Annotated in this window: 24 protein-coding genes; 13 read left to right on the forward strand and 11 right to left on the reverse strand. The window is 69.1% G+C overall.

All coding sequences use genetic code 11. The features are described 5' to 3' along the window. The 3 genes from sufD to A5767_RS03235 all read right to left on the reverse strand — a co-directional run bounded on the left by sufD (position 1) and on the right by A5767_RS03235 (position 3,592). Positions 1–1,212, reverse strand: coding sequence for a Fe-S cluster assembly protein SufD (gene sufD / locus A5767_RS03225; protein ID WP_064060312.1), 1,212 nt, complete (start codon positions 1,210–1,212; stop codon positions 1–3). Then, positions 1,213–2,658, reverse strand: a complete 1,446-nt coding sequence (gene sufB / locus A5767_RS03230) for a Fe-S cluster assembly protein SufB (protein ID WP_024100815.1) — start codon at positions 2,656–2,658, stop codon at positions 1,213–1,215. 115 nt (positions 2,659–2,773) lie between these two features. Then, positions 2,774–3,592 (reverse strand): helix-turn-helix transcriptional regulator, encoded by an 819-nt coding sequence (locus A5767_RS03235; RefSeq protein ID WP_064851633.1) that lies wholly within the window; start codon positions 3,590–3,592, stop codon positions 2,774–2,776. Positions 3,593–3,665: 73 nt separating this feature from the next. On the opposite strand from A5767_RS03235, the gene mptB reads away from it, so the two are divergent. The 4 genes from mptB (at position 3,666) to A5767_RS03255 (ending at position 8,177) form a co-directional block, all read left to right on the forward strand. Beyond that, entirely contained in the window at positions 3,666–5,393 is a 1,728-nt protein-coding gene (gene mptB / locus A5767_RS03240; RefSeq protein ID WP_442978720.1) for a polyprenol phosphomannose-dependent alpha 1,6 mannosyltransferase MptB, read from the forward strand. A gap of 11 nt (positions 5,394–5,404) precedes the next feature. Further along, positions 5,405–6,349: an ABC transporter ATP-binding protein gene (locus A5767_RS03245; RefSeq protein ID WP_039587157.1), complete on the forward strand. Its 945-nt coding sequence runs from the start codon at positions 5,405–5,407 to the stop codon at positions 6,347–6,349. After that, entirely contained in the window at positions 6,346–7,143 is a 798-nt protein-coding gene (locus tag A5767_RS03250) for an ABC transporter permease (protein ID WP_006551497.1), read from the forward strand. The genes A5767_RS03245 and A5767_RS03250 overlap by 4 nt, the downstream gene beginning before the upstream one ends. A gap of 68 nt (positions 7,144–7,211) precedes the next feature. Further along, the gene (locus A5767_RS03255; RefSeq protein ID WP_024100811.1) at positions 7,212–8,177 is read left to right on the forward strand and encodes a COX15/CtaA family protein; all 966 of its coding nucleotides are present in this window, start codon (positions 7,212–7,214) and stop codon (positions 8,175–8,177) included. 72 nt (positions 8,178–8,249) lie between these two features. Here the strand turns inward: A5767_RS03255 and A5767_RS03260 are convergent, their stop codons facing one another. Beyond that, entirely contained in the window at positions 8,250–8,591 is a 342-nt protein-coding gene (locus tag A5767_RS03260) for a hypothetical protein (protein WP_006551494.1), read from the reverse strand. A 23-nt stretch (positions 8,592–8,614) separates the two neighbouring features. Between A5767_RS03260 and A5767_RS03265 the strand changes: the two genes are divergently transcribed. Beyond that, the gene (locus tag A5767_RS03265) at positions 8,615–9,580 is read left to right on the forward strand and encodes a quinone oxidoreductase family protein (protein ID WP_006551493.1); all 966 of its coding nucleotides are present in this window, start codon (positions 8,615–8,617) and stop codon (positions 9,578–9,580) included. Positions 9,581–9,644: 64 nt separating this feature from the next. Here A5767_RS03265 and A5767_RS03270 read toward each other — a convergent pair whose 3' ends face one another. Beyond that, positions 9,645–10,622, reverse strand: a complete 978-nt coding sequence (locus tag A5767_RS03270) for a heme o synthase (RefSeq protein ID WP_064851634.1) — start codon at positions 10,620–10,622, stop codon at positions 9,645–9,647. A gap of 212 nt (positions 10,623–10,834) precedes the next feature. On the opposite strand from A5767_RS03270, the gene tkt reads away from it, so the two are divergent. The 5 genes from tkt to pgl are packed head-to-tail and all read left to right on the forward strand — an operon-like array spanning position 10,835 to position 17,290. Continuing rightward, positions 10,835–12,937, forward strand: coding sequence for a transketolase (gene tkt, locus A5767_RS03275; RefSeq protein WP_064851639.1), 2,103 nt, complete (start codon positions 10,835–10,837; stop codon positions 12,935–12,937). A 4-nt stretch (positions 12,938–12,941) separates the two neighbouring features. Continuing rightward, positions 12,942–14,087, forward strand: coding sequence for a transaldolase (gene tal / locus A5767_RS03280; RefSeq protein ID WP_006551490.1), 1,146 nt, complete (start codon positions 12,942–12,944; stop codon positions 14,085–14,087). A gap of 2 nt (positions 14,088–14,089) precedes the next feature. Further along, a complete protein-coding gene (zwf, locus tag A5767_RS03285; RefSeq protein ID WP_006551489.1) occupies positions 14,090–15,631 on the forward strand; it encodes a glucose-6-phosphate dehydrogenase in 1,542 nt (513 codons plus the stop codon). Beyond that, positions 15,616–16,536, forward strand: a complete 921-nt coding sequence (gene opcA / locus A5767_RS03290; protein WP_006551488.1) for a glucose-6-phosphate dehydrogenase assembly protein OpcA — start codon at positions 15,616–15,618, stop codon at positions 16,534–16,536. The genes zwf and opcA overlap by 16 nt, the downstream gene beginning before the upstream one ends. Further along, positions 16,529–17,290: a 6-phosphogluconolactonase gene (pgl, locus tag A5767_RS03295; RefSeq protein ID WP_019289290.1), complete on the forward strand. Its 762-nt coding sequence runs from the start codon at positions 16,529–16,531 to the stop codon at positions 17,288–17,290. Before opcA ends, pgl begins: the two co-directional genes overlap by 8 nt. 370 nt (positions 17,291–17,660) lie before the next feature. Here the strand turns inward: pgl and A5767_RS03300 are convergent, their stop codons facing one another. Then, positions 17,661–19,430 (reverse strand): GMC family oxidoreductase N-terminal domain-containing protein, encoded by a 1,770-nt coding sequence (locus A5767_RS03300; protein ID WP_064851635.1) that lies wholly within the window; start codon positions 19,428–19,430, stop codon positions 17,661–17,663. Beyond that, entirely contained in the window at positions 19,431–20,219 is a 789-nt protein-coding gene (locus A5767_RS03305; protein WP_231780697.1) for a hypothetical protein, read from the reverse strand. A gap of 88 nt (positions 20,220–20,307) precedes the next feature. Between A5767_RS03305 and A5767_RS22930 the strand changes: the two genes are divergently transcribed. From A5767_RS22930 to A5767_RS24090, 3 genes are all read left to right on the forward strand, one after another. Further along, positions 20,308–20,589, forward strand: coding sequence for a hypothetical protein (locus A5767_RS22930; RefSeq protein ID WP_147430321.1), 282 nt, complete (start codon positions 20,308–20,310; stop codon positions 20,587–20,589). 410 nt (positions 20,590–20,999) lie between these two features. Beyond that, positions 21,000–21,488, forward strand: a complete 489-nt coding sequence (locus A5767_RS03310) for an SRPBCC domain-containing protein (protein ID WP_019289288.1) — start codon at positions 21,000–21,002, stop codon at positions 21,486–21,488. A 52-nt stretch (positions 21,489–21,540) separates the two neighbouring features. After that, the gene (locus tag A5767_RS24090) at positions 21,541–21,690 is read left to right on the forward strand and encodes a phospholipase effector Tle1 domain-containing protein (RefSeq protein ID WP_082937583.1); all 150 of its coding nucleotides are present in this window, start codon (positions 21,541–21,543) and stop codon (positions 21,688–21,690) included. Between the two features lie 250 nt (positions 21,691–21,940). Here A5767_RS24090 and A5767_RS03315 read toward each other — a convergent pair whose 3' ends face one another. From A5767_RS03315 to secG, 4 genes are all read right to left on the reverse strand, one after another. Then, the gene (locus A5767_RS03315) at positions 21,941–23,191 is read right to left on the reverse strand and encodes an RNA polymerase sigma factor (protein ID WP_024100803.1); all 1,251 of its coding nucleotides are present in this window, start codon (positions 23,189–23,191) and stop codon (positions 21,941–21,943) included. Positions 23,192–23,194: 3 nt separating this feature from the next. Then, entirely contained in the window at positions 23,195–23,533 is a 339-nt protein-coding gene (locus A5767_RS03320; protein ID WP_019289286.1) for a YciI family protein, read from the reverse strand. An 88-nt stretch (positions 23,534–23,621) separates the two neighbouring features. Further along, entirely contained in the window at positions 23,622–26,384 is a 2,763-nt protein-coding gene (gene ppc, locus A5767_RS03325; RefSeq protein WP_064851636.1) for a phosphoenolpyruvate carboxylase, read from the reverse strand. A gap of 64 nt (positions 26,385–26,448) precedes the next feature. After that, positions 26,449–26,682, reverse strand: coding sequence for a preprotein translocase subunit SecG (gene secG / locus A5767_RS03330; RefSeq protein ID WP_006551479.1), 234 nt, complete (start codon positions 26,680–26,682; stop codon positions 26,449–26,451). Positions 26,683–26,892 lie beyond the last annotated feature (210 nt).

Here is a 26,892-nt window from a genome sequence, read left to right on the forward strand (position 1 = left end):
TCAGGCGCCGACGGCGGCGAGTTCCGCCTCGATGGCGGCCTCGAGCCGTTCGCGGACCTCGGCGACCGTGATGCGCTCGAGCAGCTCGTGGAAGAAGCCGCGGACGACGAGGCGACGCGCTTCCTCCTCGGGGATACCGCGAGCACGCAGGTAGAACAGCTGCTCGTCGTCGAAGCGGCCGGTCGCCGACGCGTGTCCGGCACCGACGATCTCACCGGTCTCGATCTCGAGGTTCGGCACGGAGTCGGCGCGCGCACCGTCGGTGAGCACCAGGTTGCGGTTGAGCTCGAAGGTGTCGGTGCCCTCGGCCTCGGCGCGGATGAGCACATCGCCGATCCACACGGTGTGCGCGTCGGGCTTGCCGGAGGCCGGATCGCCCTGCAGCGCACCCTTGTACACGACGTTCGACTTGCAGTTCGGCTGCGAGTGGTCGACGAGCAGGCGCTGCTCGAAGTGCTGGCCGGCGTCGGCGAAGTACAGGCCGAGCAGTTCGGCGTCGCCGCCGGGGCCGTCGTACTTGGTGGTCGCCGACACGCGCACGAGATCGCCGCCGAGCGCCACGGTGAAGTGGCGCAGCACGGCATCGCGGCCGACGCGAGCGTGGTGCGCGGCGACGTGTACGGCGTCGTCGGCCCAGTCCTGCACCGCGACGACCTTCAGCTGTGCGCTGTCGCCGAGCACGAACTCGATGTTCTCGGCGTAGGTGCCGCTGCCGCGCTGGTCGATGACGAGCGTGAGGTTGGCGAACGCCTCGAGCCGGATCTGCACGTGACCGTAGGCGACGGCGCCCTCGCCCGGTCCCGTGATCGTCACGGTGACGGGCTCGGCGACCTCGACCTCGCGGCCGACGGTGAGAACGGTCGCGGTCTCGAACGACGAGTACGCCTGTGCTGCGATCCGGTCGAACGGCACACCGGCCTGTCCGAGTCGCGCGTCGTCGCGCGCCACGGTCTCGACCTGCACGCCGTCGACCGGGGTGACCTCGACGGTCGCGGTGCCGGTCGCGGGAGCGGTGCCGTCGTGCAGACCGCGCAGGCGGCGCAGCGGGGTGAACCGCCACACCTCGTCGCGACCCGACGGAATCTCGAAGGCGTTCACATCGAAGGACGTGAAGACCTCACCCTTGTTGATTGCCGGCACCCGGTTCTCGGCACGCACGGCATCCTGCACGCCCGTCGCTGTAGCCGGCGTGTTCTTCGCTTCCGCAGTCATTTAGCCGACTGCCCCTTCCATCTGCAGTTCGATCAAGCGGTTGAGTTCGAGGGCGTACTCCATCGGTAGTTCCTTGGCGATGGGCTCGACGAATCCGCGCACCACCATGGCCATGGCCTCGTCCTCGTCGAGTCCGCGGCTCATCAGGTAGAACAGCTGGTCGTCGCTCACCTTCGAGACGGTCGCCTCGTGACCCATCGTGACGTCGTCCTCACGGATGTCGACGTACGGGTAGGTGTCGGAACGGCTGATCTGGTCGACGAGCAGCGCGTCGCACTTGACCGTCGACTTCGAGCCGTGGGCGCCCTTGTTGACCTGCACGAGGCCGCGGTAGGAGGCACGTCCACCGCCGCGCGCCACCGACTTCGACACGATGGTCGAGGAGGTGTGCGGAGCCAGGTGCAGCATCTTCGCGCCGGTGTCCTGGTGCTGGCCCTCGCCGGCGAAGGCGACGGAGAGCACCTCACCGCGAGCGTGCTCGCCCATCATCCACACTGCCGGGTACTTCATCGTCACCTTGGAACCGATGTTGCCGTCGATCCATTCCATCGAGCCGCCGGCCTCGACCTTGGTGCGCTTGGTCACCAGGTTGTAGACGTTGTTCGACCAGTTCTGGATGGTCGTGTAGCGGCAGTGGCCGCCCTTCTTGACGATGATCTCGACGACCGCGGAGTGCAGCGAGTCGGACTTGTAGATCGGGGCGGTGCAGCCCTCGACGTAGTGCACCGAGGCGCCCTCGTCGACGATGATCAGGGTCCGCTCGAACTGGCCCATGTTCTCCGTGTTGATGCGGAAGTAGGCCTGCAGCGGAATGTCGACGTGCACACCCGGCGGGACGTAGATGAACGAGCCACCCGACCACACCGCGGTGTTCAGGGCGGAGAACTTGTTGTCGCCGGCCGGGATGACCGTGCCGAAGTACTCCTTGAACAGCTCGGGGTGCTCGCGCAGGCCCGAGTCGGTGTCGAGGAAGATCACGCCCTGGCTCTCGAGGTCCTCGCGGATCTGGTGGTAGACCACCTCGGACTCGTACTGGGCGGCGACACCGGCGATGAGGCGCTGCTTCTCCGCCTCCGGGATGCCCAGCCTGTCGTAGGTGTTCTTGATGTCCTCGGGGAGCTCGTCCCAGCTCGCGGCCTGCTTCTCCGTCGAGCGCACGAAGTACTTGATGTTGTCGAAGTCGATTCCGTCGAGGTTCGAGCCCCACACCGGCATCGGCTTCTTGTCGAAGGTGCGCAGCGCCTTGAGGCGGATATCGAGCATCCACTCAGGCTCGTTCTTCTTGGCGGAGATGTCCCGCACGACCTCTTCGGACAGGCCGCGCTGCGCCGTGGCGCCCGCGGTGTCGGGGTCCGCCCAGCCGTATTCGTAGTGGCCGAGAGAATCGATCGTCTCTTCCTGCGTCAGCGGCGCGGTTCCGGACGTCTGATCCGATGCGACGGTCATGCGAGCTCCTTCCGGAGTCTGGTGGGCGTCGGCGCGGGCTGTGCGTCGACGGTCGACGGGTGGGTGGATGTCTTCCTGATGTGCCCTGGTTCGCGGAGCACTCGCGGTGGGATCGTCACGTAGGCGGCTCCGGACGGGGCGCGTCCGCTTTGGAGAGAACGGGCACGTGTGTCGTGCAGAAGGCGTCGCCGTTCGCGATCGTCGCCAGGCGTTGCACGTGGGTTCCGAGGATCCGCACGAAGGCCTCCTGCTCCGCCTCGCACAGTTCGGGGAACTGCTCCGCGACGTGCGAGACCGGGCAGTGGTGCTGGCAGATCTGCACGCCGGTGCCGACGCGGCGGGTCGAGGCGGCGAAACCGGAGGCGGTGAACGCCCCGGCGATCTCCTCGGCGACGCTCTCGACGTCGTCGAGGTTCTCGTCGGCGGGCGCGATGGTGCCGAGGATCGAGTCCACACGGCGGCGTGCGAAGTCCTCCACGGCAGCGTCGCCGCCGAGTTCGCGGAGGTGCCGCATGGCGGCGGTGGCGAGATCGTCGTAGGAGTGCCCGAGGCGGGCGCGTCCGACGGCGGTGAGCTGGAAGCGGCGGGCGGGGCGGCCACGACCGCGTCCTTGCCTGCGCGGCGGCGCGGCGGCCTGCGCCTCACCGGACTCGATGAGCGCGTCGAGATGGCGTCGCACGCCCGCGGCGCTGAGCCCCAGACGCTCGCCGATCTCCGGCGCGGTGATGGGACCTTCTTCGAGCAGCAGCTGCACGACGGCGGCGCGGGTCTGACCCTCCGGGATCTCGCGGCCCGTCGAAGCAGGACTCTTGCGGGTGTCCTCGACGCGCGACGCCGTCGCGGCAGGTGCGTGACCTGCGCGTTCTGCGGTGTCGGTGGTGTCGGACGGGTATTTCACAACACCAGTGTGACGGAATTCGGAAGGACGGTCCACCAAGGGTGCCCTTTGTTACACCTCGTGACGGAGCCGTCGGAGACCACCCTCGTCGTCCCGTTACGCTTCTGACGTGCCGTCGACTCCTCCCCTGTCCGCCCCGCACACGACGTCTCCGTCGCCGGGCCGATCCGGGGTCCGCGAACGGCTGCACGTGTGGATCCGACGCGCTCTGGGCCTCGATGCCCCGGGACCACACGCCGATGTCTCGGTCGTCCTGCACGGCGACGAGATCGAAGGTCGCGGACTCGACGCGATCGAGAACGTCTACCTCCACCGCATCCGGCTGCTCGGCGCCACCGGTGCCGTCCTCATGGCAGTCGGGGCACTCGGCGCCGGCGCCCAGCCGGTCCTGCAGAACCCCGTGCAGGGCGTCCGCGCCCTCGGACTGGCGGCACGCATGCCGAGCGCCGCCCTCACGACGACCATGATCGGCACGGCGCTGGTGATCCTCGCCTGGTTGCTGCTCGGCCGGTTCGCGATCGGCCGGGGCGCACCGGACGGTCCCGTGCGCCGACTGTCCCGGTCGCAGCTCGACCGCACCTTGCTGCTGTGGATCCTTCCGCTGGTCGTCGCTCCGCCGATGTTCAGCAAGGACGTCTACTCGTATCTTGCGCAGAGCGAGATTGCCGCGCGCGGGCTCGATCCCTACGCGATCGGTCCGGCCGGCGCGCTGGGGGTCGACCACGTCCTGACCCGGACGGTGCCGAACATCTGGCGCGACACCTCGGCCCCCTACGGCCCGGCCTTCCTGTGGATCGGCGAGAAGATCACGTACCTCACGGGCGAGAACATCGTGGCCGGCATCTTCGTCCACCGGCTGCTCGCGCTCGTGGGTGTGGCCCTGATCGTGTGGGCGCTGCCGCGGCTCGCCCGCCGGTGCGGCGTTGCGTCGGTGAGCGCGTTGTGGCTCGGTGCCGCGAACCCGCTGTTGCTCTTCCACCTGGTCGCGGGCATCCACAACGAGGCACTGATGCTCGGGCTCATGCTCGCCGGTGTCGAGCTCGCGCTGCGGGCCGTCCACCCGGACGACGAGGCGGCCTCGCGCCTGCGTCTCGCGGGGTGGCTCGCGGCCGGCACCGCGCTGATCGCCCTGTCGTCGATGATCAAGGTGCCCTCGCTGCTCGCACTCGGATTCGTCGGCATGGCCCTTGCCCGCAAGTGGGGTGGCGGCTTCCGCGCCGTGCTCGCCGCCGCCGCGATCCTCGGCATCGGGACCTGCGTCGTCATCGGCGCTATGAGCTGGGGCAGCGGCCTGGGCTTCGGCTGGACGAAGACCCTGGGCACCGCCACGGAGGTCCGCAGCTGGATGTCGATCCCGACCCTGCTCGGCATGGGTACCGGCCTCGGCGGCGTGCTGCTCGGTCTCGGCGACCACACGACGGCCGTGCTGTCCATCACGCGCCCCATCGCAGCGCTGGTGGCCGCTTTCGTCACGATGCGCATGCTGCTCGCGGTGCTCATGGGACGGATCCATCCGGTCGGTGCGCTGGGGGTCTCGCTGGGCGCGATCGTGCTGCTCTTCCCGGTCGTGCAACCGTGGTACCTGCTGTGGGCGGTGATCCCGCTCGCGGCCTGGGCGACCCGCCCGGTCTTCCGGATCCCCACCATCGCGTTCTCGTCGGTTGTCGGCATGATCCTCATGCCCAACGGCAGCGAATACCAACCGTTCATCATCGTCCAGGCGTCGATCGCGACCATCGTCGTGGTCGGTCTGATCATCGTCGCCACACGCTCCCGGCTGCCGTGGCGGCTGCAGGAGCGCACACCACCGCGTCCGGCGGAAACCGCGGACGCCTAGGCTGGAACCCTGTGACCCCGAGTTCTCCCGCCGGTGCGGTACCGGCCGTGCGCCTGGACGGCGTCGTCAAGACCTACGGGGGCGTCACCGCCGTGAACGGTCTCGATCTGACCGTCGAACGCGCCCAGGTGCTCGCCCTCCTCGGCCCGAACGGCGCCGGTAAGACCACCACTGTGGAAATGTGCGAGGGGTTCGTCACTCCCGACGTGGGCACAGTCCGCGTCCTGGGGCTCGATCCCGTCGCCGATTCCGACGCCCTCCGCCCCCGGATCGGCGTGATGCTGCAGGGTGGCGGCGCCTATCCCGGTTCGCGGGCCGGTGAGATGCTCGACCTGGTGGCGGCGTACTCGGCGGATCCCCTCGACCCCGACTGGCTGCTCCAGCGCCTCGGGCTCACCGACGCCCGCCGCACCCCCTACCGCCGATTGTCGGGCGGACAACAGCAACGCCTCGCGCTCGCATGCGCGCTGGTGGGGCGCCCCGAACTGGTGTTCCTCGACGAACCGACGGCGGGTCTCGACGCACAGGCCCGGCTGCTCGTCTGGGAACTGATCGACGCACTGCGCCGCGACGGTGTGAGCGTGCTGCTCACCACCCACCTCATGGACGAGGCGGAAGAGCTCGCCGACGAGATCGTCATCATCGATCACGGGCGGGTGGTCGCCGCAGGGACACCCGACGAAGTCACCCGCGACGGCGCCGAGGGCCAGCTGTGGCTGTCCGCGCCTCCGGGCCTCGACCTGAGTGCCCTGCAGTCCGCCCTGGCCGGCACCTACCGGATACGGGAGGACAATCCCGGGCGGTATCTCGTCGAGGGCACGATCGAACCGTCCGTCGTCGCGGCGGTGGCGACCTGGTGCGCGAATCTGGGCGCACTGGCAACCGAGATCCGGGTGGATCAGCGCAGCCTCGAGGACGTCTTCCTCGAGTTGACCGGTCGGGAGTTGAGAGGGTGAGCGTGACCCACGATCGTCTGGCGAACAACCGGTTTGCGGAAGGGACCTTCACCCCGCGACCGCAGCCGAACTCGCCGTCGAAGATGCTCGCGGCGCAGACCGCCATGGAACTCAAGTTGCTGCTGCGCAACGGCGAGCAGCTCCTACTGACCATGTTCATTCCGATCACGCTGCTGATCGGCCTGTCGCTGCTACCGATCGGCGATCTCGGCGACTCGCGGGTCGACAGCGTGCTGCCAGCGGTGATGATGGTGGCCGTGATGTCGACGGCGTTCACCGGTCAGGCGATCGCCGTGGGCTTCGACCGCCGCTACGGCGCCCTCAAGCGGATCGGCGCGACCGCGCTGCCCAAGTGGGGAATCATCGCTGGCAAGAGCGCGGCGGTGGGCATCGTCGTCGTCCTGCAGGCCGTGTTGCTCGGTGCCATCGGGCTGGCCCTGGGCTGGCGCCCCTCCCCCGTCGACCTGCTCATCGGGGCGGTCGTCATCGCCTTGGGCACGGTGATGTTCGCGACACTGGGGCTGCTGCTCGGTGGAACCCTGCGCGCCGAGATCGTGCTCGCCCTCGCGAACATCGTGTGGTTCGTGCTGTTGGGCATCGGCAGCGTCGTGGTGCTCGGCGACGTGATCCCCGAAGCGGTGGTCCACCTGCTGCGGATCGTGCCGTCGGGGGCGTTGACGCTCGCGCTCGAGAACGCCACCTCGGGTGTGTTCGACTGGTTGTCGATCGTCTCGCTGCTCGTGTGGACGGTGATCGGCGGCACCGCCGCGGCGCGCTGGTTCCGCTTCACCTGAGTCGTGGGCGGCCCGATCGGGCACGACCCAACTACAGCGTGTAGTGGTTCACGCCGTACCATCGAACCGTGTTGTATCGCGGCTACCTGAGCCTTGTCGACCGTCTCCCCCTGCCGTCGCTGCGGACGCAGAAGATCATCGCGTTCCTCACGATTCTCACCCAGGGCGGCATCGCAGTGACCGGCTCGGTCGTCCGCGTCACTGCCTCCGGACTGGGTTGCCCGACCTGGCCGCAGTGCTTCCCCGGGTCGCTGGTCCCGGTGGGTGTGTCGAGCGGGGTGAACACCCTGCACCAGGTGGTCGAGTTCGGCAACCGGCTGCTGACCTTCGTGGTCGTGGCCGTCGCAGCCGCGATCGTCCTGGCCGTCACCCGTGCGCGGCGCCGCAAGGAGGTCATCGCCTGGGCGTGGTTGATGCCGGCAGGCACCGTGCTGCAGGCGATCATCGGCGGCATCACCGTCCTGGCCGGTCTCGCCTGGTGGACGGTCGCGATCCACCTGCTCGCATCGATGCTCATGGTGTGGCTGGCGACAGTGCTCTACGCGAAGGTGAGCGAGCCGGACGACGGCACGGTGGTGCAGGTATTGCCCCAGCCGCTGCGCCGGCTCACCGCCTTGTCGGGTGTCGCGCTCGCCGTGGTCCTCGTGCTCGGCACGATGGTCACCGGCGCCGGCCCGCACGCCGGAGACAAGAGCGTCGACAGACCCGTCCCGCGCCTCGCGCTCGACATCACCAATCTCGTCCACCTGCACGCCGAAGCGCTCATCGGCTATCTCGCGCTGCTGATCGGCCTCACCTTCGCCGTCTACGCGGTCCATGCACCCCGAGCCGTCACGCTGCGTCTGAAGGTCGTCCTGGCCCTGGTGGTCGCACAGGCCGGCATCGGCCTCGTCCAGTTCTGGACGGACGTGCCTGCCGTGCTGGTCGTCTTCCACGTCGCCGGCGCCGGACTGTGCACGGCGGCGACCGCCGCGGTCTGGGCGGCCGGACGGACGCGCACGACCGCACCGGATCGCGAGCCCGTTCCGGCCTGACCGTTCGACGACGCGGCCCCTCCCCGGACTTCCGGGAAGGGGCCGCGTGTCGTCGTACGGATGTCGGGCCGGTCAGCGCTCGTTGCGGGCCTTGGGGAACTTCGTCTGACGTGCCACCCAACCGGCCATCTTCGCCCAGTGACCCTTCTGCGGGTTGGCGATGCTGGTGACCTCGCGGTCCCACTCGGAGACGGTGACGTCGGGGATCTCCTCGACGATGGCGCGCGCCGTCGGGAGGTCCTTCGCGACGCGGTCGCCGAGGGTGCCGTCGGCGGCGACCACGGTGATCCGGACGCCGGACAGACCGATCGGCTGCAGCACGGCCTTCCCGGAACCTCCGTGCTCGGCGACGAAGCTGCGGATGGACGAGACGATGTCGGCCGGTGCGGCCACGACCTGTGTTTCGACGCTCATGTCTGCAGAATACTGTGAGCGCTATGCACGCAATCGAAGTGGCACAGCACGGAGGCCCCGACGTCCTCGTCCCCGTCGAACGACCCGACCCCTCGCCCGGACCGGGTGAGCTGCTGGTTCGCACCGACGCGATCGGCGTCAACTTCATCGACACCTACTTCCGCACCGGCCTCTACGGCACGGAGCTGCCGTACATCCCGGGCTCGGAGGGCACGGGCACGGTCGTCGCCCTCGGCGAGGGTGTGCGGGACACGGCGGTAGGCGACCGAGTGTCGTGGTGCGAGGCACCCGGCTCGTACGCCGAACTGGTCCGCGTCCGCGAGCAGGTCGCCGTGCCGGTCCCGGACTCGGTGCCGGCCGAGCAGGCCGCCTCGGTCCTCCTGCAGGGCATGACCGCGCACTACCTGCTGAACTCCGTCCACCCGGCCCAGCCCGGCGAGACGGTGCTCGTCCACGCAGGTGCCGGTGGTGTGGGGCTGATCCTGACGCAACTCGCCGTCGCGAAGGGCGTGCGGGTGATCACCACCGTGTCCTCCGACGAGAAGGAAGCCCTGTCGCGGGAGGCCGGCGCCGCGGAGGTGCTGCGCTACGGCGACGACCTCGCCGAGAAGGTGCGCGAGCTCACCGACGGCGAGGGGGTGGCCGCAGCCTACGACGGTGTCGGTGCCGCGACCTTCGAGGCGTCGCTCGCGTCCGTCCGCGTGCGCGGCACGGTCGCGCTGTTCGGTGCCGCGAGCGGACCCGTCCCGCCCTTCGACCTGCAGCGGCTGAACCCGGCGGGTTCGCTGTTCGTCACGCGGCCGACCCTCGTGCACTACACCCGAGACCGCGAGGAGCTGCTGTGGCGGGCGGGCGACGTGCTCGCGGCGCTCGCCGACGGGTCGCTGAAGCTCCGCGTGGGAGCGAGCTATCCCCTCGCCGAGGCCGCCCGCGCCCACGCCGATCTCGAAGGACGCCGGACCACCGGATCGATCGTCCTGATCCCGTGATCTCCGGACCCGGCACGACGAACGTCCCGGCCGCTCGGCCGGGGCGTTCGTCGTGAAGCGTGGATCAGAAGTACGAGCCGATCGTCGGCAGTGCGAGCACGGAGTCGATCGCCAGGCCCAGGCACACCACCGCGAGGTAGTTGTTGGACTGGAGGAACAGCTTGAGCGGCTTGACCGACGCCCCGCCGCGCACACTGTTGAACAGCTGGTGCGCGACGATCAGGAACCAGGCGCCCGCGAGCAGCGCGACGGCCGCGTAGATCACACCGGCGGCCGGGACGATCACCAGCGTCGCGATCACGGTCGCCCAGGTGTAGAGCACGATCTGCTTCGTGACGTGCTGCTCGGTGGCGATGACCGGCAACATCGGCACGCCGGCTGCCTTGTAGTCCTCCTTGTAACGCATCGCGAGCGCCCAGGTGTGCGGCGGCGTCCAGAAGAAGATGACCAGGAACAACACGATGGGTTCCCAGCTCAGCGAACCCGTCACGGCGGCCCAGCCGACCATCACGGGCATACATCCGGCAGCCCCGCCCCAGACCACGTTCTGCCAGGTCCGGCGTTTGAGCACCATCGTGTACACGAGCACGTAGAACGCGATCGTCGCCACGACCAGCAGTCCGGCCAACAGGTTGGCGCGCCACCACAACCACGTGAAGGACGCGATGCCGAGCAGCATGCCGAAGACGAGGGCGTTGCGTGTCGGCACCGTCTGCCGGGCGAGCGGACGCAACGCCGTGCGTTTCATCACCTTGTCGATGTCGGCGTCGACGACGCAGTTGAGCGAGTTGGCGCTCGCCGCACCCATCCAGCCGCCGAACAGGGTGCTCAGGATGAGCACGATGTCGACGTTGCCGCGGTCGGCGAACAGCATCGCGGGAATGGTCGCGACCAGCAGGAGTTCGATCACCCGCGGCTTGGTCAACGCTATGTAGGCGAGGACGGTGCCGGAGATCCGGCCCCACGCGGTGTCGGGGCGCGGGGCGCTCGGCGCTTCGGGGGCGCCGAAGCCGTGTCCTCCCGGCCGTCGCCCTGCCCGCACACTGTCTCCTTGTCCCACGCGGATCCGCACCTTCGTTTCGCCCGTTCACGGTCGCCCGGTTCCGGACGCTCCTCTACTACGAACGATGGTAGACCGGACCGTTGCCCGGACCGAATCGACCCGTTCGGAGCAGCGCATTAGTCTGAAGTAGCGCGCGGGCCGACTTCCACCCGCCGGGACCCCGTACACCCATGTCAGGAGACTTCAAGCTCGTGTCGATCACAGACGAGATCCGCACCCTCACCCAGCCTGCGCATCCTGCCGACTGGACCGACCTGGACACCAAGGCCGTCGACACCGCGCGCGTGCTCGCCGCCGACGCCGTGCAGAAGGTCGGAAACGGGCATCCCGGTACCGCGATGAGCCTCGCTCCCCTCGCGTACACCCTTTTCCAGCGTGTGATGCGCCACGATCCGACCGACCCCGAGTGGGTCGGCCGCGACCGCTTCGTGCTCTCGTGCGGACATTCGAGCCTGACGCTGTACACCCAGCTGTACCTGTCCGGCTACGGACTCGAGCTCGCCGACCTCGAAGCGCTGCGCACGTGGGGTTCGCTCACCCCGGGCCACCCCGAGTACGGCCACACCGCCGGCGTCGAGATGACCACCGGCCCACTGGGTCAGGGTCTGGCCTCCGCCGTGGGCATGGCGATGGCCGCCCGCCGCGAGCGCGGTCTGTTCGATCCCGAGGCGCCCGCCGGCTCGAGCCCGTTCGACCACTACGTCTATGTGATCGCGTCCGACGGCGACATCGAGGAGGGCGTGACCTCCGAGGCGTCCTCGCTCGCCGGTGTCCAGCAGCTCGGCAACCTGATCGTCTTCTACGACGACAACAAGATCTCCATCGAGCACGACACCGCGATCGCTCTCGGTGAGGACGTCTCCAAGCGCTACGAGGCATACGGCTGGCACGTGCAGACCGTCGAGGGCGGCGAGAACGTCACCGCCCTGCTCGAGGCCGTCGAGGCCGCGAAGGCGGTCACCGACCGTCCGTCCTTCATCTCCGTCCGCACGATCATCGGCTACCCGGCGCCGACGAAGATGAACAGCGGCGACGCGCACGGTGCCGCGCTCGGCGTCGACGAGGTCGCCGAGATCAAGAAGATCCTCGGCTTCGACCCCGAGAAGAACTTCGACGTCGACCCGGCCGTGATCGAGCACGCCCGGCGTGTCGTGACGCGCGGCACCGAGGCACGCGCCGCATGGCAGGCCGACTTCGACGCGTGGGCCGCCCGCGAGCCGCAGCGCAAGGAACTGTTCGACCGCCTGCACGCCGGTGAGTTCCCGGAGGGCTGGGTCGACGCACTGCCGACCTACGAGCCCACCGAGAGCGGTCCCGCGACCCGCTCGGCGTCCGGCAAGGCCCTCGCCGCGCTCGGACCGGTACTGCCCGAGCTGTGGGGCGGTTCCGCCGACCTCGCCGGCAGCAACAACACGACGATTCCCGGTTCCGACTCCTTCGGTCCCGAGTCGATCTCCACGAAGGACTGGAACGCGCAGCCCTACGGACGCACCCTGCACTTCGGCGTCCGCGAACACGCGATGGGATCGATCCTCAACGGCATCGCCCTGCACGGCCCGACCCGCCCCTACGGCGGCACCTTCCTCGTCTTCTCCGACTACATGCGGCCCGCGGTGCGTCTCGCGGCCCTCATGCAGACCCCGGCGATCTACGTGTGGACGCACGATTCGATCGGTCTCGGTGAGGACGGCCCGACGCACCAGCCGATCGAGCACCTCGCGGCGCTGCGCGCGATCCCGAATCTCGCCGTGATCCGCCCGGCCGACGCCAACGAGACGTCGTTCGCGTGGAAGGCCGCGCTGGAGAACCGCACCGGCCCGACCGCTCTGGCGCTGACCCGTCAGAACGTGCCGGTGCTCGAGGGCACGCGGGAGAAGGCCGCCGAGGGTGTCGCCCGCGGTGCCTACATCCTGGCCGAGGCCTCGTCGGGCACCCCGGAGGTCGTGATCCTCGCGACCGGTTCCGAGGTCCAGCTCGCCGTTGCCGCCCGCGAGACCCTCGAGGCCGACGGTGTGCCCACCCGCGTCGTCTCCGTGCCGGTGCTCGACCGGTTCCTCGAGCAGGACCAGGCCTACCGCGACGAGGTGCTGCCCCCGTCGGTGCGCGCCCGCGTGTCCGTCGAGGCCGGTCTCGCGATGCCGTGGTACCGCCTCATCGGCGACGCCGGTGAGCCGGTCTCGCTCGAGCACTACGGCGCCTCCGCCGATTACAAGACCCTGTACCGCGAGTTCGGCATCACTGCCGAGGCCGTCGTCGACGCCGCGCGTCGCTCGCTGACCCGAGTGAAGGGATGATCCGATGACCCAGCAGACCTCCACGCAGAACGCTGCGCTGGCCGAACTGTCCGCCCAGGGTGTCTCGGTGTGGCTGGACGACCTGTCCCGCGACCTCATCGACTCCGGCAAGCTCGCCGAGCTCGTCGCGACCCGCAGTGTCGTGGGTGTGACGACCAACCCGTCGATCTTCCAAGCCGCCCTGTCGAAGGGCCATGCCTACGACGCGCAGATCCGCGATCTCGCCGCCGCCGGTGCCGACGCCACCGAGGCGATCCGCACCGTCACCACCGACGACGTGCGCGCGGCCTGCGACGTCCTCGCGCCGGTGTTCGAGGCCACGGACGGCCTCGACGGACGGGTGTCGATCGAGGTCGACCCGCGTCTGGCGCACAAGACGGACGAGACCGTCCAGCAGGCCCTCGAGCTGTGGCGCATCGTCGACCGCCCGAACCTGTTCATCAAGATCCCGGCGACGATGGCGGGTCTGCCGGCCATCGCCCGGGTGATCGGTGAGGGTGTCAGCGTCAACGTCACGCTGATCTTCTCGGTCGAGCGCTACGAGCGGGTCATCGAGGCCTACCTCGACGGCCTGACCGCGGCGAAGGCCTCCGGTCACGACCTGTCGAAGATCCGCTCGGTCGCGTCGTTCTTCGTCTCGCGTGTCGACACCGAGATCGACCCGCGCCTCGAGGAGATCGGCACCGACCGGGCGCTGGCTCTGCGTGGCAAGGCCGGTCTCGCCAACGCGCGGCTCGCGTACGGCGCGTACCAGCGCGCGTTCGAGGGCGGGACGCGGTTCGAGCAGCTCGCCGAGGCGGGTGCCGTTCCCCAGCGTGCGTTGTGGGCGTCGACGGGTGTGAAGAACCCCGATTACCCCGACACCCTCTACGTCACCGAGTTGGTCGCGCCGAACACCGTGAACACGATGCCGGAGAAGACCCTCGAGGCCGTCGCCGACCACGGTGAGGTCACGGGCGACACCGTCACCCGCAACATCGCCTCCTCCCAGCAGGTCTTCGACGCGCTGGCATCGGTCGGTGTGGATCTTCCCGACGTCTTCCGCAAGCTCGAGGACGAGGGTGTGGAGAAGTTCGTCGTGGCGTGGAAGGACCTGCTCGCGGCGACGGCGGAACAGCTCGCGGCTCACGCGCCGGGCGCGGAGGGCTGAACGTGCCCGAATCCGGTGCGGCGGAGTGGGTGAATCCGCTCCGGGACAACAGAGATCGCAGACTGCCCCGTATCGCCGGCCCGTGCGCGCTGGTGATCTTCGGCGTGACCGGCGATCTGGCCCGGCGCAAGTTGATGCCCGCCGTCTACGATCTCGCCAACCGCGGCCTCCTGCCGCCCGGATTCGCGCTCGTCGGTTTCGCCCGGAGGGATTGGGCCGACGAGGACTTCGGTCAGGTGGTCCACGACGCGGTGCGTGAGCATTCGCGTACCCCCTTTCGCGAGGAGGTCTGGCAGCGCCTCGCGGAGGGGATCCGCTTCGTGCAGGGCACCTTCGACGACGATGCGGCGTTCGCGGAGCTCGCGACGACCCTCGAGAAGCTCGACCGCGAACGCGGTACGGGTGGCAACCACGCGTTCTACCTGTCGGTTCCCCCGGACGCCTTCCCCGTGGTGTGCGGGCAGCTGTCGCGTTCGGGTCTGGCCGCGGAACGCGGCGGCTCGTGGAGCCGCGTCGTGATCGAGAAGCCGTTCGGGCACGACCTCGAGAGTGCGCGCGAGCTCAATTCGGTTGTCGGTGAGGTGTTCTCCGAGGAATCCGTCTTCCGCATCGATCACTATCTCGGCAAGGAGACGGTCCAGAACATCCTCGCGTTGCGTTTCGCGAACCAGATGTTCGAGCCGGTGTGGAACGCGCACTACGTCGACCACGTGCAGATCACGATGGCCGAGGACATCGGCCTCGGTGGTCGCGCCGGCTACTACGACGGCATCGGCGCGGCCCGCGACGTCATCCAGAACCATCTCCTGCAGCTGCTCGCCTTCACCGCGATGGAGGAACCGGTGAGCTTCGCGGCGTCGGAGCTGCACGCGGAGAAGATCAAGGTGCTGTCGGCGACCCGGCCGGCGGAGCCGTTCGACGAGACCACCGCGCGCGGCCAGTACGCATCCGGCTGGCAGGGCGGCGAGAAGGTCGTCGGACTGCTCGAGGAGAAGGGTTTCGCGGCGGATTCGACCACCGAGACGTACGCGGCCATCACCCTCGAGGTCGACACCCGCCGCTGGGCGGGTGTGCCCTTCTACCTGCGCACCGGCAAGCGCCTCGGCCGCCGCGTCACCGAGATCGCGGTGGTCTTCAAGCGGGCCCCGCACCTGCCGTTCGACAAGACCATGACCGAGGAGCTCGGTCAGAACGCGTTGGTGATCCGCGTGCAGCCCGACGAGGGCATCACGATGCGCTTCGGGTCGAAGGTGCCCGGCTCCGAGATGGAGGTCCGGGACGTGAACATGGACTTCAGTTACGGCCAGGCATTCACGGTCTCCTCCCCCGAGGCCTACGAGCGCCTGATCCTCGACGTGCTCCTCGGCGTCCCGTCACTGTTCCCGGTGGACGAGGAAGTCGAATTGTCCTGGAAGATCCTCGATCCGGTGCTCGAGCACTGGGCGGCGAACGGGCGACCGGAACCTTATGAGTCCGGCACCTGGGGTCCGCAATCGGCCGACGAGATGCTGCGGCGTACCGGCCGGGAATGGAGGCGTCCGTGAGGCTCCAGTTGCGCAACACCTCCGCGAATGCCATCAGTCGCAAGCTGGTGGAGCTGCGACGGTCGAGTGGAATGGTCACGCAGGGCCGTGTTCTCACGTTTATCGTGTGCGCCGGCGACGCGCGAGGCCTCGACGCCGCGATCACGGCCGCCACCGAGGCGTCGAAGGAACATCCCTGCCGCGTCATCGTCGTCGGTCGCGGACGACAGGACGGTCCGTCGCGGCTCGACGCGGAGATCCGGGTCGCCGGTGAAGCGGGTGCCTCCGAGGCATTGATCCTCGCCCTGCACGGCGAACTCGGTGAACATCAGGAATCGGTCGTGGTGCCTTTCCTCCTTCCGGACACCCCCGTCGTCGCGTGGTGGCCCAACCAGGCCCCCGCGGTCCCGGCCGAGGACCCGGTGGGTCGTCTCGCCGTCCGCCGCATCACCGACGTGACCAACTCCGACGACCCGCGTGCCGATCTCGCGACCCGCCTGTCCGGTTACCGGCCGGGCGACACGGATCTGGCCTGGGCCCGCATCACCTACTGGCGGGCGCTGCTGGTCTCGGCACTCGATCAGCCGCCCTACGAGCCAGTGCTCTCGGCACGCGTGTCGGGGCTGCGGACCGAACCGGCCGTCGATCTGATCGCGGGGTGGCTCGCGAGCCGTCTCGACTGCCCCGTCGAGCGATCCGTCGGCGAGCTGAGGGTGGAACTGCGCACGGCGTCGCAGACGATCGCCCTGGAACGCCCGCAGGAAGGTCGCGTGGCGACCCTCGAACGCACCCACAAGCCCGATTCGCTGATCAGCCTGGCGCGCCGGAACTCGGCCGAATGTCTCGCCGAGGAACTGCGTCGCCTCGATCCCGACGAAGTCTACGAAGCCGCGTTGTCGGCCCTGCCGAAGGTGGATTATGTCTGACACGGCCCGCACTCCGTCCGAGATCCGGCGTTTCGCCGACGCCGACGAGGTCGCCCGCGCCGCGGCGTCCGCCTTCGTCGATGCCGTCGTCGCCGCGCAGCGCGAGCGGGTGCAGGCCCACGTCGTGCTCACCGGCGGCGGTACCGGTATCGCGATGCTCGAGCACGTGCGTCGCGACCAGGGCGCCATCGACTGGTCGGCGGTGAACGTCTACTTCGGCGACGAGCGTTTCCTGCCGCCCGGCGATCCGGATCGCAACGAGGTGCAGGCCCGTGGGGCTCTGCTCGACCACGTGCCGATCGACCCGGCACGCATCCACACCATGCCGGCGCTCGGCGAGGACGGGTGCAGCACACCGGAGGACTCGGCCCAGCGGTACGCCGAACTCCTCGCGGCGCACTCCCCCGACGGCACCGTGCCGGTCTTCGACGTGCACCTGCTCGGCATGGGCGGTGAGGGACACATCAATTCGCTGTTCCCCCACACCGACGCGGTGCGCGAGTCGGAGCGTTTCGTGGTGGGTGTCGACGACTCCCCGAAGCCGCCGCCGGCCCGGGTGACGCTGACGCTGCCCGCCGTGCAGCGGGCGCGGCAGGTCTGGTTGCTGGTCACCGGTGCCGCCAAGGCGGAGGCCGTCGCGGCGGCCGTGGGCGGTGCCGCACCGGAGGACTTCCCATCCGCGGGCGCCCACGGCACCGAACGCACCGTGTGGTTCCTCGATCCGGCTGCCGCAGAGCAACTCCCGGCGCAGTGACCGGGCGGAGCGTCGGGAGTCCGACGCCGTGATCGGCGATCCGGCCGTCATGCGCCCGCGCCGTCGAAGTCGGGATCGTCGGCGTCGTCCGTCTCCACACGGCGCCCCTCCGAAGTACCGGCGGTGTCGCCGTCGTCGACACCGGTTCGCACACACCGCATCCGATTCATCGATCGCGGACCTGCCGTCGAGCGCAGTGCGCGCAACGGTGATCGGCCCGGGACACATCGCACCGTTCGTGGGTCCATGCCGGTGAGCTCCTCCCGTCGTGGACCGTTGTCGTCACGGCCCTCTGTCTCGTTCGACGCGCCGGGACGCCCGACGGTTCCACTCGGGACGAAATCGGCCGGTCCGATCCGGGATCGAGCGGTCAGATACCCCGTTCGATCACCGCGGCGGTGACGCGGTCGTCGATCGACGACACCGGGTTCTCCCGTGCCACCCAGGGGTCACCGTCGAAGTACTTCGCGAAGATCTTCTCGGCCGTGCGGGTGGCGATCGCCTGCGTCGTCAACGTCGGGTTCGGACCTCCGAGACTGTTGGCGAGCGCCGAGTTGTCGGCGACGAACAGTCTCTTCACCCACCGGGCCTCCGCGTCGGCGTCGAGCACCGAATCCCGGTCACTCACTCCCATCCGCATGCTCGACTGCGAGTGCAGGATCAGCGGTGGCCAGTCGCAGCGATGCACCCTCTTCGCGCCCGCCGCTCTCATCAACTCGACGGCCTTGCGGGTCGCGTGGTCACGATTGCGGCGGGTACGCGCCGAGCGCCGACGATGCTGCACGGTCACCCGCGGCGCCAGACCTGCTTCGTCCGGGTACAGGATCGGCGAAAGCGTCACGCGGTTGTCCGGTTCGACGTCGTCGTCCGAGATGACGAGCGCCGCGAGGACCCGGTCGGCGTCGGCCATCGTATCGAGCAGGTCGCGTCCGACGAGCCTCCCCACGCTGTCGGCCCCCGCGGAATCGACGACGCCTCCGGCACGTCCGTACCCGTGGATGCCGGAGTCGCTGAAGTTCAGCGCGTACGCGATCAATGCCGGGGGCAGGCCGACCTGCTCGATCCCGCCGTAGCCGGGCAGATCGACGCGCGCGTTGGAACCCGGGCCGCGCGTCTGCCCGGTGTACTCGTCGAAGACGCCGAAGACCGCGTCCATGTGGTGGTCGGTGAGGCCGCGGCCGACCCAGCCGTTCGGATTCGGCAGCGCCGAGTTCAGCCACAATCGTGGGCTCTCGATGCACCCGGCCGCCAGCACCACCACCGGGGCAGTCGCTTCGTGCTCGTCCTCTCCCGTCGTGAACCGCACTCCGCGCGCCACGGTCTCCCCGTTCACCTCCTCGACGAGGATCTCGAAGACCACTGCATCGGCGATCAGGGTGACGGCACGCCCCTGGGGGGACCACGCGTCCGCGGTGAGCATCATCGGCACGTACGAATTGTCGGTGGAGCGTCTGGCCTTGAGATTCCGCGGCGCCCCCAGCGGCAGATAGCAGCCCTGATAGCAGTGCCCGCACATCGTGCAGCCCCGCGCTTCGGGATGGTGCAGACGCGCACGGTCGCGGGTGCGGCCGGCGGTACCACCGGGTTGGAGGATCGCGTTCTGCTGTGCGCGGTGGGCGGCCACGGTGGTATCGAGCGAGGTCTGGTGTGGCAGACCCATGGCCGCTGCTCCCCGCAGGAACAACTGCTCCTTGGCGCCCATCGGGGCAGTCTGCACCGGCAGCGTGGCCTCCACCCGCTCGTAGTAGGGACGCAGTTCGTCGTATCCGAAGGGGAACAGGTGCGCCGTGTCGTACATGTCGCGGTCGGCGCCATCGTATCCGGAGAATACGCCGGGTGCCGCCCGCGGCGAGTTGCCGAAGAAGTGGAGCGTGGTGCCACCGACGCCGGATACCTGCCACACGAACGAATTCTGAGGCAGATCTCGGAGCCACGGCGTGCCCGAGCGGTCTCCCGGTCCGTGGCGGAACAGCCCGGTGATCGGATTGTTGAGGTCGTCCTCGAAATGGGTCCACTCGTTCTCCGGGTCGGCGAAGCGGGGACCTGCTTCGAGAACGAGCACGTCGAGCCCGCGCGCCGCGAGTTCCTTGGCCACGACGGGTCCGCCACCCCCGGCGCCGATGACGATGACGTCGGTCATCTATCCCTCCACCTCGTCGATTTCGCCGTAGTAGCCCAGGAACTCGTCCCACCCGTCACTCGGCCCTGCATAGCGGCTCAACTCCCAGCCGACCGGCCGCCCCGTGAGCTCGCGCCGAGTACGGTTGTACGCGGAGACCTCCGAGAACGCCGCGAAGGCCGCCAGCGTGGGAATCGCGTTGACCACGAATTTCAGCACCAGACCTTCGAAACGCGGGTCGGTGTCGAGCCATTCGAAGACCTGCGCCTTCGCGGCATGACTCAGGTTCGCGAACGGCGCTGCGAACGGACCACTCACCGAACGCGGGTCGGCGGTGACACCGAAAGTGTTGAGCAGCACCGCGATCGCCGCGGCGCCGGGCAGGTTGCCCGCCTCGGGTCCGAGCAGCGGCATCGGCGAGGCCTGGTCCAGGGTTCGCTCGAGGGATTCCGCGGTGCCGGCGGTGACGCCGCCGGGCCGGTCGGTCCACACGCCCTGTTGGTGCGAGTACGGGTCGTTGCCGGGTGCGACGAACGCGAGCACCCCGTTGATCGTGTCGCGTACGGGCGGCGTCTCGTTCAGCGGACTCGCGTCGGCTTCGCTCGCGAGCACCCCTGCGGTGCCGATCAACGCCGCCATCGTCGCGGCCGTCCCGGCGAGAAAACGCCGTCTGTTCCAGTACCCGTGCTGCGGGTCGTCCACGTCGCCCCCTCGTCGTTGCCGTGGTGCAGCGTACGAGATGTCGTGGAACGATTGCGGAATGTCGTCCGGATCGTCCGGCGGGTCGCACGGACCGGTGGAGCGATCCACGGAAATCGGGTAGCTCGCTACCCGTGCCGTCCGCGCACGGGGCGTGCAGGATTCGAACACGGCCGATCGGTGCGACGGGGTGGGAATCATGTTGCAGAAGAAGAGGGAGAGCAACCGGTTCGCGTCCGTCCTGGAGACACTCCGAGGCCGGGACGATGCTCCTGCTGATCGTCCCGGCGACGAGCGTCGCGCCGGCGTTCTTGCGCCGGCCTCGGACACGGCACCTTCCGGACTGCGCAATGCGACGCCTTCGCGATTGCACATCACCGACGCGGACGGCCGGACGCTCGTGTGCGCACCGCTCGAACGTCGCGTACCGACCGACCCGCAGCGGCAGTGGCCCTGGGAGGCGCTGATCCGCCACGGATAGGTCGTCCCCTCCGCGCCACAGCGGAGACACATCTCGGCGGCACCGAGGCTCGTTCCCGCCGCCGTCTGCACACTGTCACGTTGTGGTGCATGCTCGTGACCAGCGTGGCGGTGCCGGTGGCGGCTTTCGCCACTGGCTGGTGAGGATCGCGGAGGCTCCCGTCGTCGGTGAACCGGTATCCGTGAGGGCCGAAGTGCCGGACAACGACCTCCACGACTGCCGCCATCCGAGTTCGAGGATCTCGTCCCTGTACCGACGGTTCACCCCGCCGTGCCGATCGGGACGATCCTGTGAACGGATTCGAGCAGCGCACTACACAGCGGGAGGACCCATCGCGGTGAAACGGACCGCACCGGCAGCCGGATGCAGGACAATTTCGATAAGGCGAGCGCCCATCGAGAGGAGCCGTGATGAGCACGCCGAGGACGATCACAGGCGAAGTGAGCCCGGAGCGCGATTGCCCGAGCGACTCGTCGCTGGTGCGGTTGATATACCACCGCAACTTCCTGCTCCCGATCGGTGAGGTCTGGGCGGCACTCACCGATTCGGAGAAGCTGGGCCGTTGGTACGGCACGTACATCGGCGACCCCGCTACGGGCCGTGTGCTCCTGACCATGACGGACGACCACGATTCGGCCACCACCTACGTCGACATCCTCCGGTGTTCTCCCCCCGAGGGATTCGCCGTCGACGTGGACGGGTGGCAGCTCGAGGTGGTGCTGCGTCAGGTCGGGAAGGTCACCACCCTCGAGTTCACACACCGGCACGTCCCGCGCTCGGAGGCCGGAGAGATCGGGCCGGGGTGGCAGTACTACCTCGACCGCCTCGACGCAGCACTGGCCGGCACCCGCCCGCCGTTGTGGGACGACTACCTCGACCTGGTCGACGAATACCGCTGACCGGCGCCTTTCGCTGCAGTGATCCGCCCGACGAGCACCACCGGAAATCTCCATCGACGAGTACCGCAGGCCGTACAAGGTGGACGAGGTCGCCAACGACCGGATCGAGGAGGTCTGGTTCGCGGGCGTCCACTCCGACGTCGGCGGTGGATTCGAGGACTGCCGGAACAGACGAGCGCGACGGCGACGCCGACCCGGATGAGCCGCATCTGGTGGCTCATCGGGCGAGGAACTCGTGAGATCCTCGGCGGGGCACGATCGCCCGAAGGACTGAAGATCCACGAGAGCGTCGAGCTCCGGGAGGACGGTCTGGCGACCCGGCTACGGAATCCGCACTGGGTCGATCCGGAGTGGTACACGCCGAAGCGCTACGACCTCGAGGTATCCGGCCATACGAACCGCCGGACCGCGCCGCTCCGCCCCCATCGGAGGTCTCGGCGCACCGGGGTCGGTCACAACTCCCGTGAACGCGACAGCTCCGCCGACCTCGCCCTGAGGTGGCGCCGCTCGGGTTCGGTACCGGCGAGCTCGAGCGCCCGCCGATACGCTTCGGCCGCTTCACCTTTCCGGCCGACCCGAGCCAGCAACTCGGCTCGTGCCACCACGTACGGTCCGTAGTCGCGGATACTCGGCTCGTCGGCGAGTCCGTCGAGGAGTTCGAGTCCGGCCGCGGGCCCGTCGCGCATCGCGACCGCCACGGCGCGGTTCAGTGCGACGATCGGTGACGGGCTCAGGGCGGTCAGTACGTCGTAGAGGGCGACGATTTGCGGCCAGTCGGTGCTGTCGACGTCGCTCGCCTCGTCGTGCAACGCGGCTATCGCGGCCTGCACCCCGTACGGGCCGGGTGGTCGTCCGGTGAGTGCGGCGACCACCAATGCGCTGCCCTCCTCGATCATCGCGCGGTCCCATCGGGTGCGGTCCTGCACGTCGAGCAGCATGACGGCGCCGGTCGGGGCGGTGCGTGCGTCCCGGCGGGCATGGACGAGCAGCATCAGCGCGAGCAACCCGCTCACCTCCCGTTCCGTCGGCATCAGACGGTGCAGGATGCGGGTGAGGCGGACCGCCTCCTCTGCGAGGGCGAGGCGTTGCAGATGTTCACCGCTGCTCGCGGCATAGCCCTCGGTGAAGATCGAGTACAGCGCCGCGAGCACCACCGGCAGGCGCTCCGGCAGCTCGTCCGGTCCGGGTACCCGGAACGGGATGCGGGCACCGCGGATCTTCTTCTTGGCCCGCACGATCCGCTGGGCCATCGTCGGCGACGGGACGAGGAAGGCCCGCGCGACCTCGTTCGTCGTGAGACCACCGAGGCAGCGCAGGATCAGCGCGACGCGGTCGTCCGCCGCGAGGGCGGGGTGGGCGCACGTGAAGAACAGTTCGAGGCGGTCGTCCGTCAGTTCTCCGGCATCGGGCGGTTCGTACGACGCGCGACGTTCGGTGTCGACGGCGAGTTCCGCCAGTCGCGTCGCATACACGCGGTCGCGGCGCACCCGATCCAGCGCTCGGCGCCTGGCCGTGGTGAGCAGCCAAGCGCCCGGACGCTCGGGCACACCGTCGACCGGCCAGTGCACGAGCGCCGCCTCGAGTGCCTCCGATGCGACCTCCTCGGCGAGGTCGAGGTCGCCGAAGCGATGGACGAGCGCGGCGAGGAGCCGGCCGTGTTCCTCGCGGAACACCGACTCGACGGCCGAGGCCGGCTCCCCCATCGCTCAGTCCCCGAAGTCGGCGATCGGCCGCACGACGACCGTGCCGCCGTCCCGCGATCCGGGACAGCGTGCCGCCCAGTCGAGTGCCTCGTCGAGGCTGCCGACGTCGATGACGTCGTATCCGCCGAGCACCTCGCGGCTCTCGCCGAACGGTCCGTCGGTCACCGTGCGTCGTCCGTCCGCGTCGACCTGCACGGTCGTCGCGGTGACGAGATCCTGCAGGGCGTGCCCGGACACGAGGACACCCGCGTCGCGCATCGCCTTCTCGTAGTCCTGCCAGTCCTCGACGGTGCAGGTGGCCTCGTCGGTCGTGGATGCGTAGATCAACAGCATGTACTTCATGGCGGTCGCTCCCGTCTGTGTGGTGTTCGTCCTACACCATCACGACGAACGGACACCTGCCGGATCGACGCCCGACGAGAAATTTTTTCTAACCGCTGTTGCGCAACGCCGTGGCGAGACCGTTCATCGTGATCTGGATACCGCGCCGGACACGGTCGGTGTCCTCACCGGCACGGAACCGGCGCAGCAACTCGACCTGCAGGTGGTTGAGCGGTTCGAGATACGGGAACCGGTTGTGCAGCGACCGCTCGAGCGCCGGATTATCCGCGACGAGCGAGTCGTAGCCCGTGATCTGCCGGTAGGCGTCGACTGTACGGGCGTGCTCGTCGACGATGCTGCCGAACACCCGCTCGCGCAGTTCGGTGTCCTCGACGAGTTCGGAGTACCGGGCGGCCAGGCCGAGATCGGACTTGGCGAGCACCTGCGCCATGTTCGACAGCACCGAACGGAAGAACGGCCAGCGACGGTAGAGATCCTGCAGGGTCGCCAACCGGTCCGGATCACCGGCCACCCAGTCCTGCACAGCCGTTCCCGTGCCGTACCAGCCGGGGAGCATCACGCGGCTCTGGGTCCACGAGAGCACCCACGGGATGGCCCGCAGGTCGCTGATCGCCTTCGTCTGCTTGCGGGAGGCGGGACGGCTGCCGATGTTGAGGGCACCGATCTCCGAGACCGGCGTCGCGGTGGTGAAGTACTCGACGAATCCCGGTGTCTCGTGCACGAGTCGGCTGTACGCGGCGCGAGCGAGGTCGGCAAGTTCGTCGAGGATGCGGTAGGCCTCCGGCGCGTCCTTCCCGAGGCCTTCCACATCGAGCAGGCTCGACTCGAGGGTCGCCGAGACGAGCGCCTCGAGGTTGCGGCGGGCGAGCACCGGTTCGCGGTACTTCGCGGCGATGACCTCGCCCTGCTCGGTCAGACGCAACGAGCCCTGGACCGCGCCGGGAGGCTGGGCCAGGATGGCGTCGTAACTCGGTCCGCCACCGCGACCGACGGTGCCGCCGCGACCGTGGAACAGGCGTAGCCGGATCCCGGCGGTGCGCGCCGCCTCGACGAGATCGAGTTCCGCGCGGTAGAGCGCCCAGTTGGCGGTGAGATAACCGCCGTCCTTGTTGGAATCGGAGTAGCCGAGCATGATCTCCTGCAGTCCGTCGTGTCCGTCGACGAGGCTGCGGAACTCGGGCACGGCGAGGGCGGCGGTCAGCGTGGCGGCACCGCCGCGCAGGTCGTCGATCGTCTCGAACAGCGGGATGACCTGCACCGTGCTGCGCGGATAGCCGCGGTCGAGGTCGAGCAGCCCGACCTCCTTGAGCAGGACCTCGACCTCGAGCAGGTCGGACACCGAGGTGCACATGCTGATGATGTAGTGCTCGATGGCGGCCGGTCCGATGCGACGGACCACGTCGGCGGCAGCACGCAGGATGCCCAGTTCCTTGGCTGTCTCGTCCGACAGGTGGGCGTCGGGGGTGGTGAGCGGGCGGCGGATCCGCAACTCCGCGGTGAGCAGCGCGACCTTGTCGTCCTCCGGCAGGTCGCGGTAGCGGTCGGTGACCCCCGCCCAGGAGAGCAGTTCGGCGACGACGTTCTCGTGTACCTCGGAGTTCTGCCGCAGGTCGAGTGGCGCGAGGTGGAACCCGAAGACCTCGACGGCGCTGCGCAGGTGGGCGAGTCGGTCGTCGGCGATCACCGCGGCACCACCCGCACGCAAGGATGCGTCGACGATGTTCAGGTCGGTGTGCAGGCGGGCCGGGTGAGGATACGGTTCGCACGGGATGCGCACCGTGTGGGGCAGGTCGACGCCGGGCAGCAACCGTTCCGCGGTCGCGGTGAGGCGAGCGCGGATGCCGTGTACGGCGCGTCGGTACGGCTCGTCGCTGTGGGCGGGATTGTCGTCGCCCGAGTCGTCGGCGAGCTTCTTCAGGGCGCTGCTGATGGTCGCGGTGCGTTCGGACATCGACAGTTCGCGTTCGAGCGCGGCGAGTTCGGTGAGGTGATGTCGCAGCGCGGTCTCACAGGCGCGATTCGCGGCCGTGGTGACGACCTCGCCGTCGACGTTGGGGTTGCCGTCGCGGTCGCCGCCGATCCAGGTTCCCGGCCGGACCAGCGGTTCGGTGAGCACCGCCGCGTCGGGCCAGCGTCGCCGGAGTTCGCGTCGCACTTCGGCGTTGAGGGCGGGAACGACGTCGAACAGTGCGAGGTCGTAGTAGCGCAGACCGTTGTCGACCTCGTCGATGATCCTAAGGCGCGCGAGCCGGATGAGCGCGGTGTCCCAGAGGGTCAGGATGTGCCGGTACAGGGCGCGGTCGATTTCCTCGAGCGCGGCGGGTTCGTCGGTCCTCTCCCGGCGCCGCATGAGTTCGGTGACGGCGGTCTGGACGTCGAAGACGGTGCGTCGGCGGGTCTCGGTGGGATGAGCGGTGATGACGGGGGCGACGAGAGCCGACGCGAGCGCGTCGGTCACGGTGTCGGCATCGAGGCCCGGACCGGCGGCGTCGAGCTTGGCGTAGGTGGCGGCGAGGCTGCTGTCCTGCGGTGGGTCGCCTGCGCGCACGTGCAGGGCTCGACGTCGTTCGCGGTGCAGATCCTCGGCGAGATTGGCGAGCAGACCGAAATGGCTGAACGCCCGGGCGACGGGAATCAGGTCGTCGGTGGCGACGCCGGCGAAGCGTTCGGCGAGTTCGGTGCGGTCGATCTCGGAGCGCCGGATCCGGAAACTCTCCACCCGGGCCGATTCGACCAGGTCGAAGGTCTCGGGTCCTGCCTGCTCACGGATGACGTTGCCGAGGATGCCGCCGAGCAGGCGGATGTCCTCGCGGAGGGGTTCGGTAGCAGAGGCAGGCACAGTGTCCGTCATACGGCCAGTATCTGTGCCCGGCGGCCGGGGCGCGACCGCGGCAGCGTCCGTGCACGTGCGGGGATCAGCTGAACTTGATCTGCAGTCCGATGCCGAGGATCGAGATCACCCAGATGATGCCGGTGAAGACGGTGAGACGGTCGAGGTTCTTCTCCGCCACCGTCGAGCCCGAGAGATTGGACTGGACTCCGCCACCGAACAGGCTGGACAGACCACCGCCCTTACCGCGGTGCAGCAGCACCAGCAGGATGAGCAACAGGCTCGTGACGATCAGGAGGATGTCCAGGAACAGTTCCATGTCGGTGTTCGATGTCCTTCGGATGGTGGGCGACGTCGGCGTCAGCTTACCCGCTCGTCCTGTGGGGACGCTGCGGGTGTGCCGGGGACGCCGGGTGGGCGAAATGCGGGCGGGGGGGGGCCAAAACGCGGCGGAAAGGCAACCCCCCCCCCCCCGGGGCGCGATCGGGGCGGCGCCCCCCGCGCCGGCGCGCGCACGCGGGCGGAAAAT

The organism is Rhodococcus sp. 852002-51564_SCH6189132-a (assembly GCF_001665495.1).
Taxonomy (GTDB): domain Bacteria; phylum Actinomycetota; class Actinomycetes; order Mycobacteriales; family Mycobacteriaceae; genus Rhodococcus; species Rhodococcus pyridinivorans.

Bases quoted from the DNA above. Each gene is read 5' to 3' on its own strand.
- sufD (WP_064060312.1), bottom strand. From the start codon at position 1,212: ATGACTGCGGAAGCGAAGAACACGCCGGCTACAGCGACGGGCGTGCAG.
- sufB (WP_024100815.1), bottom strand. From the start codon at position 2,658: ATGACCGTCGCATCGGATCAGACGTCCGGAACCGCGCCGCTGACGCAG.
- A5767_RS03260 (WP_006551494.1), bottom strand. From the start codon at position 8,591: ATGAGCGTCGAAACACAGGTCGTGGCCGCACCGGCCGACATCGTCTCG.
- A5767_RS03265 (WP_006551493.1), top strand. From the start codon at position 8,615: ATGCACGCAATCGAAGTGGCACAGCACGGAGGCCCCGACGTCCTCGTC.
- tal (WP_006551490.1), top strand. From the start codon at position 12,942: ATGACCCAGCAGACCTCCACGCAGAACGCTGCGCTGGCCGAACTGTCC.
- opcA (WP_006551488.1), top strand. From the start codon at position 15,616: ATGGAGGCGTCCGTGAGGCTCCAGTTGCGCAACACCTCCGCGAATGCC.
- pgl (WP_019289290.1), top strand. From the start codon at position 16,529: ATGTCTGACACGGCCCGCACTCCGTCCGAGATCCGGCGTTTCGCCGAC.
- A5767_RS03300 (WP_064851635.1), bottom strand. From the start codon at position 19,430: ATGACCGACGTCATCGTCATCGGCGCCGGGGGTGGCGGACCCGTCGTG.
- A5767_RS22930 (WP_147430321.1), top strand. From the start codon at position 20,308: ATGTTGCAGAAGAAGAGGGAGAGCAACCGGTTCGCGTCCGTCCTGGAG.
- A5767_RS03310 (WP_019289288.1), top strand. From the start codon at position 21,000: ATGAGCACGCCGAGGACGATCACAGGCGAAGTGAGCCCGGAGCGCGAT.
- A5767_RS03315 (WP_024100803.1), bottom strand. From the start codon at position 23,191: ATGGGGGAGCCGGCCTCGGCCGTCGAGTCGGTGTTCCGCGAGGAACAC.
- A5767_RS03320 (WP_019289286.1), bottom strand. From the start codon at position 23,533: ATGAAGTACATGCTGTTGATCTACGCATCCACGACCGACGAGGCCACC.
- ppc (WP_064851636.1), bottom strand. From the start codon at position 26,384: ATGACGGACACTGTGCCTGCCTCTGCTACCGAACCCCTCCGCGAGGAC.
- secG (WP_006551479.1), bottom strand. From the start codon at position 26,682: ATGGAACTGTTCCTGGACATCCTCCTGATCGTCACGAGCCTGTTGCTC.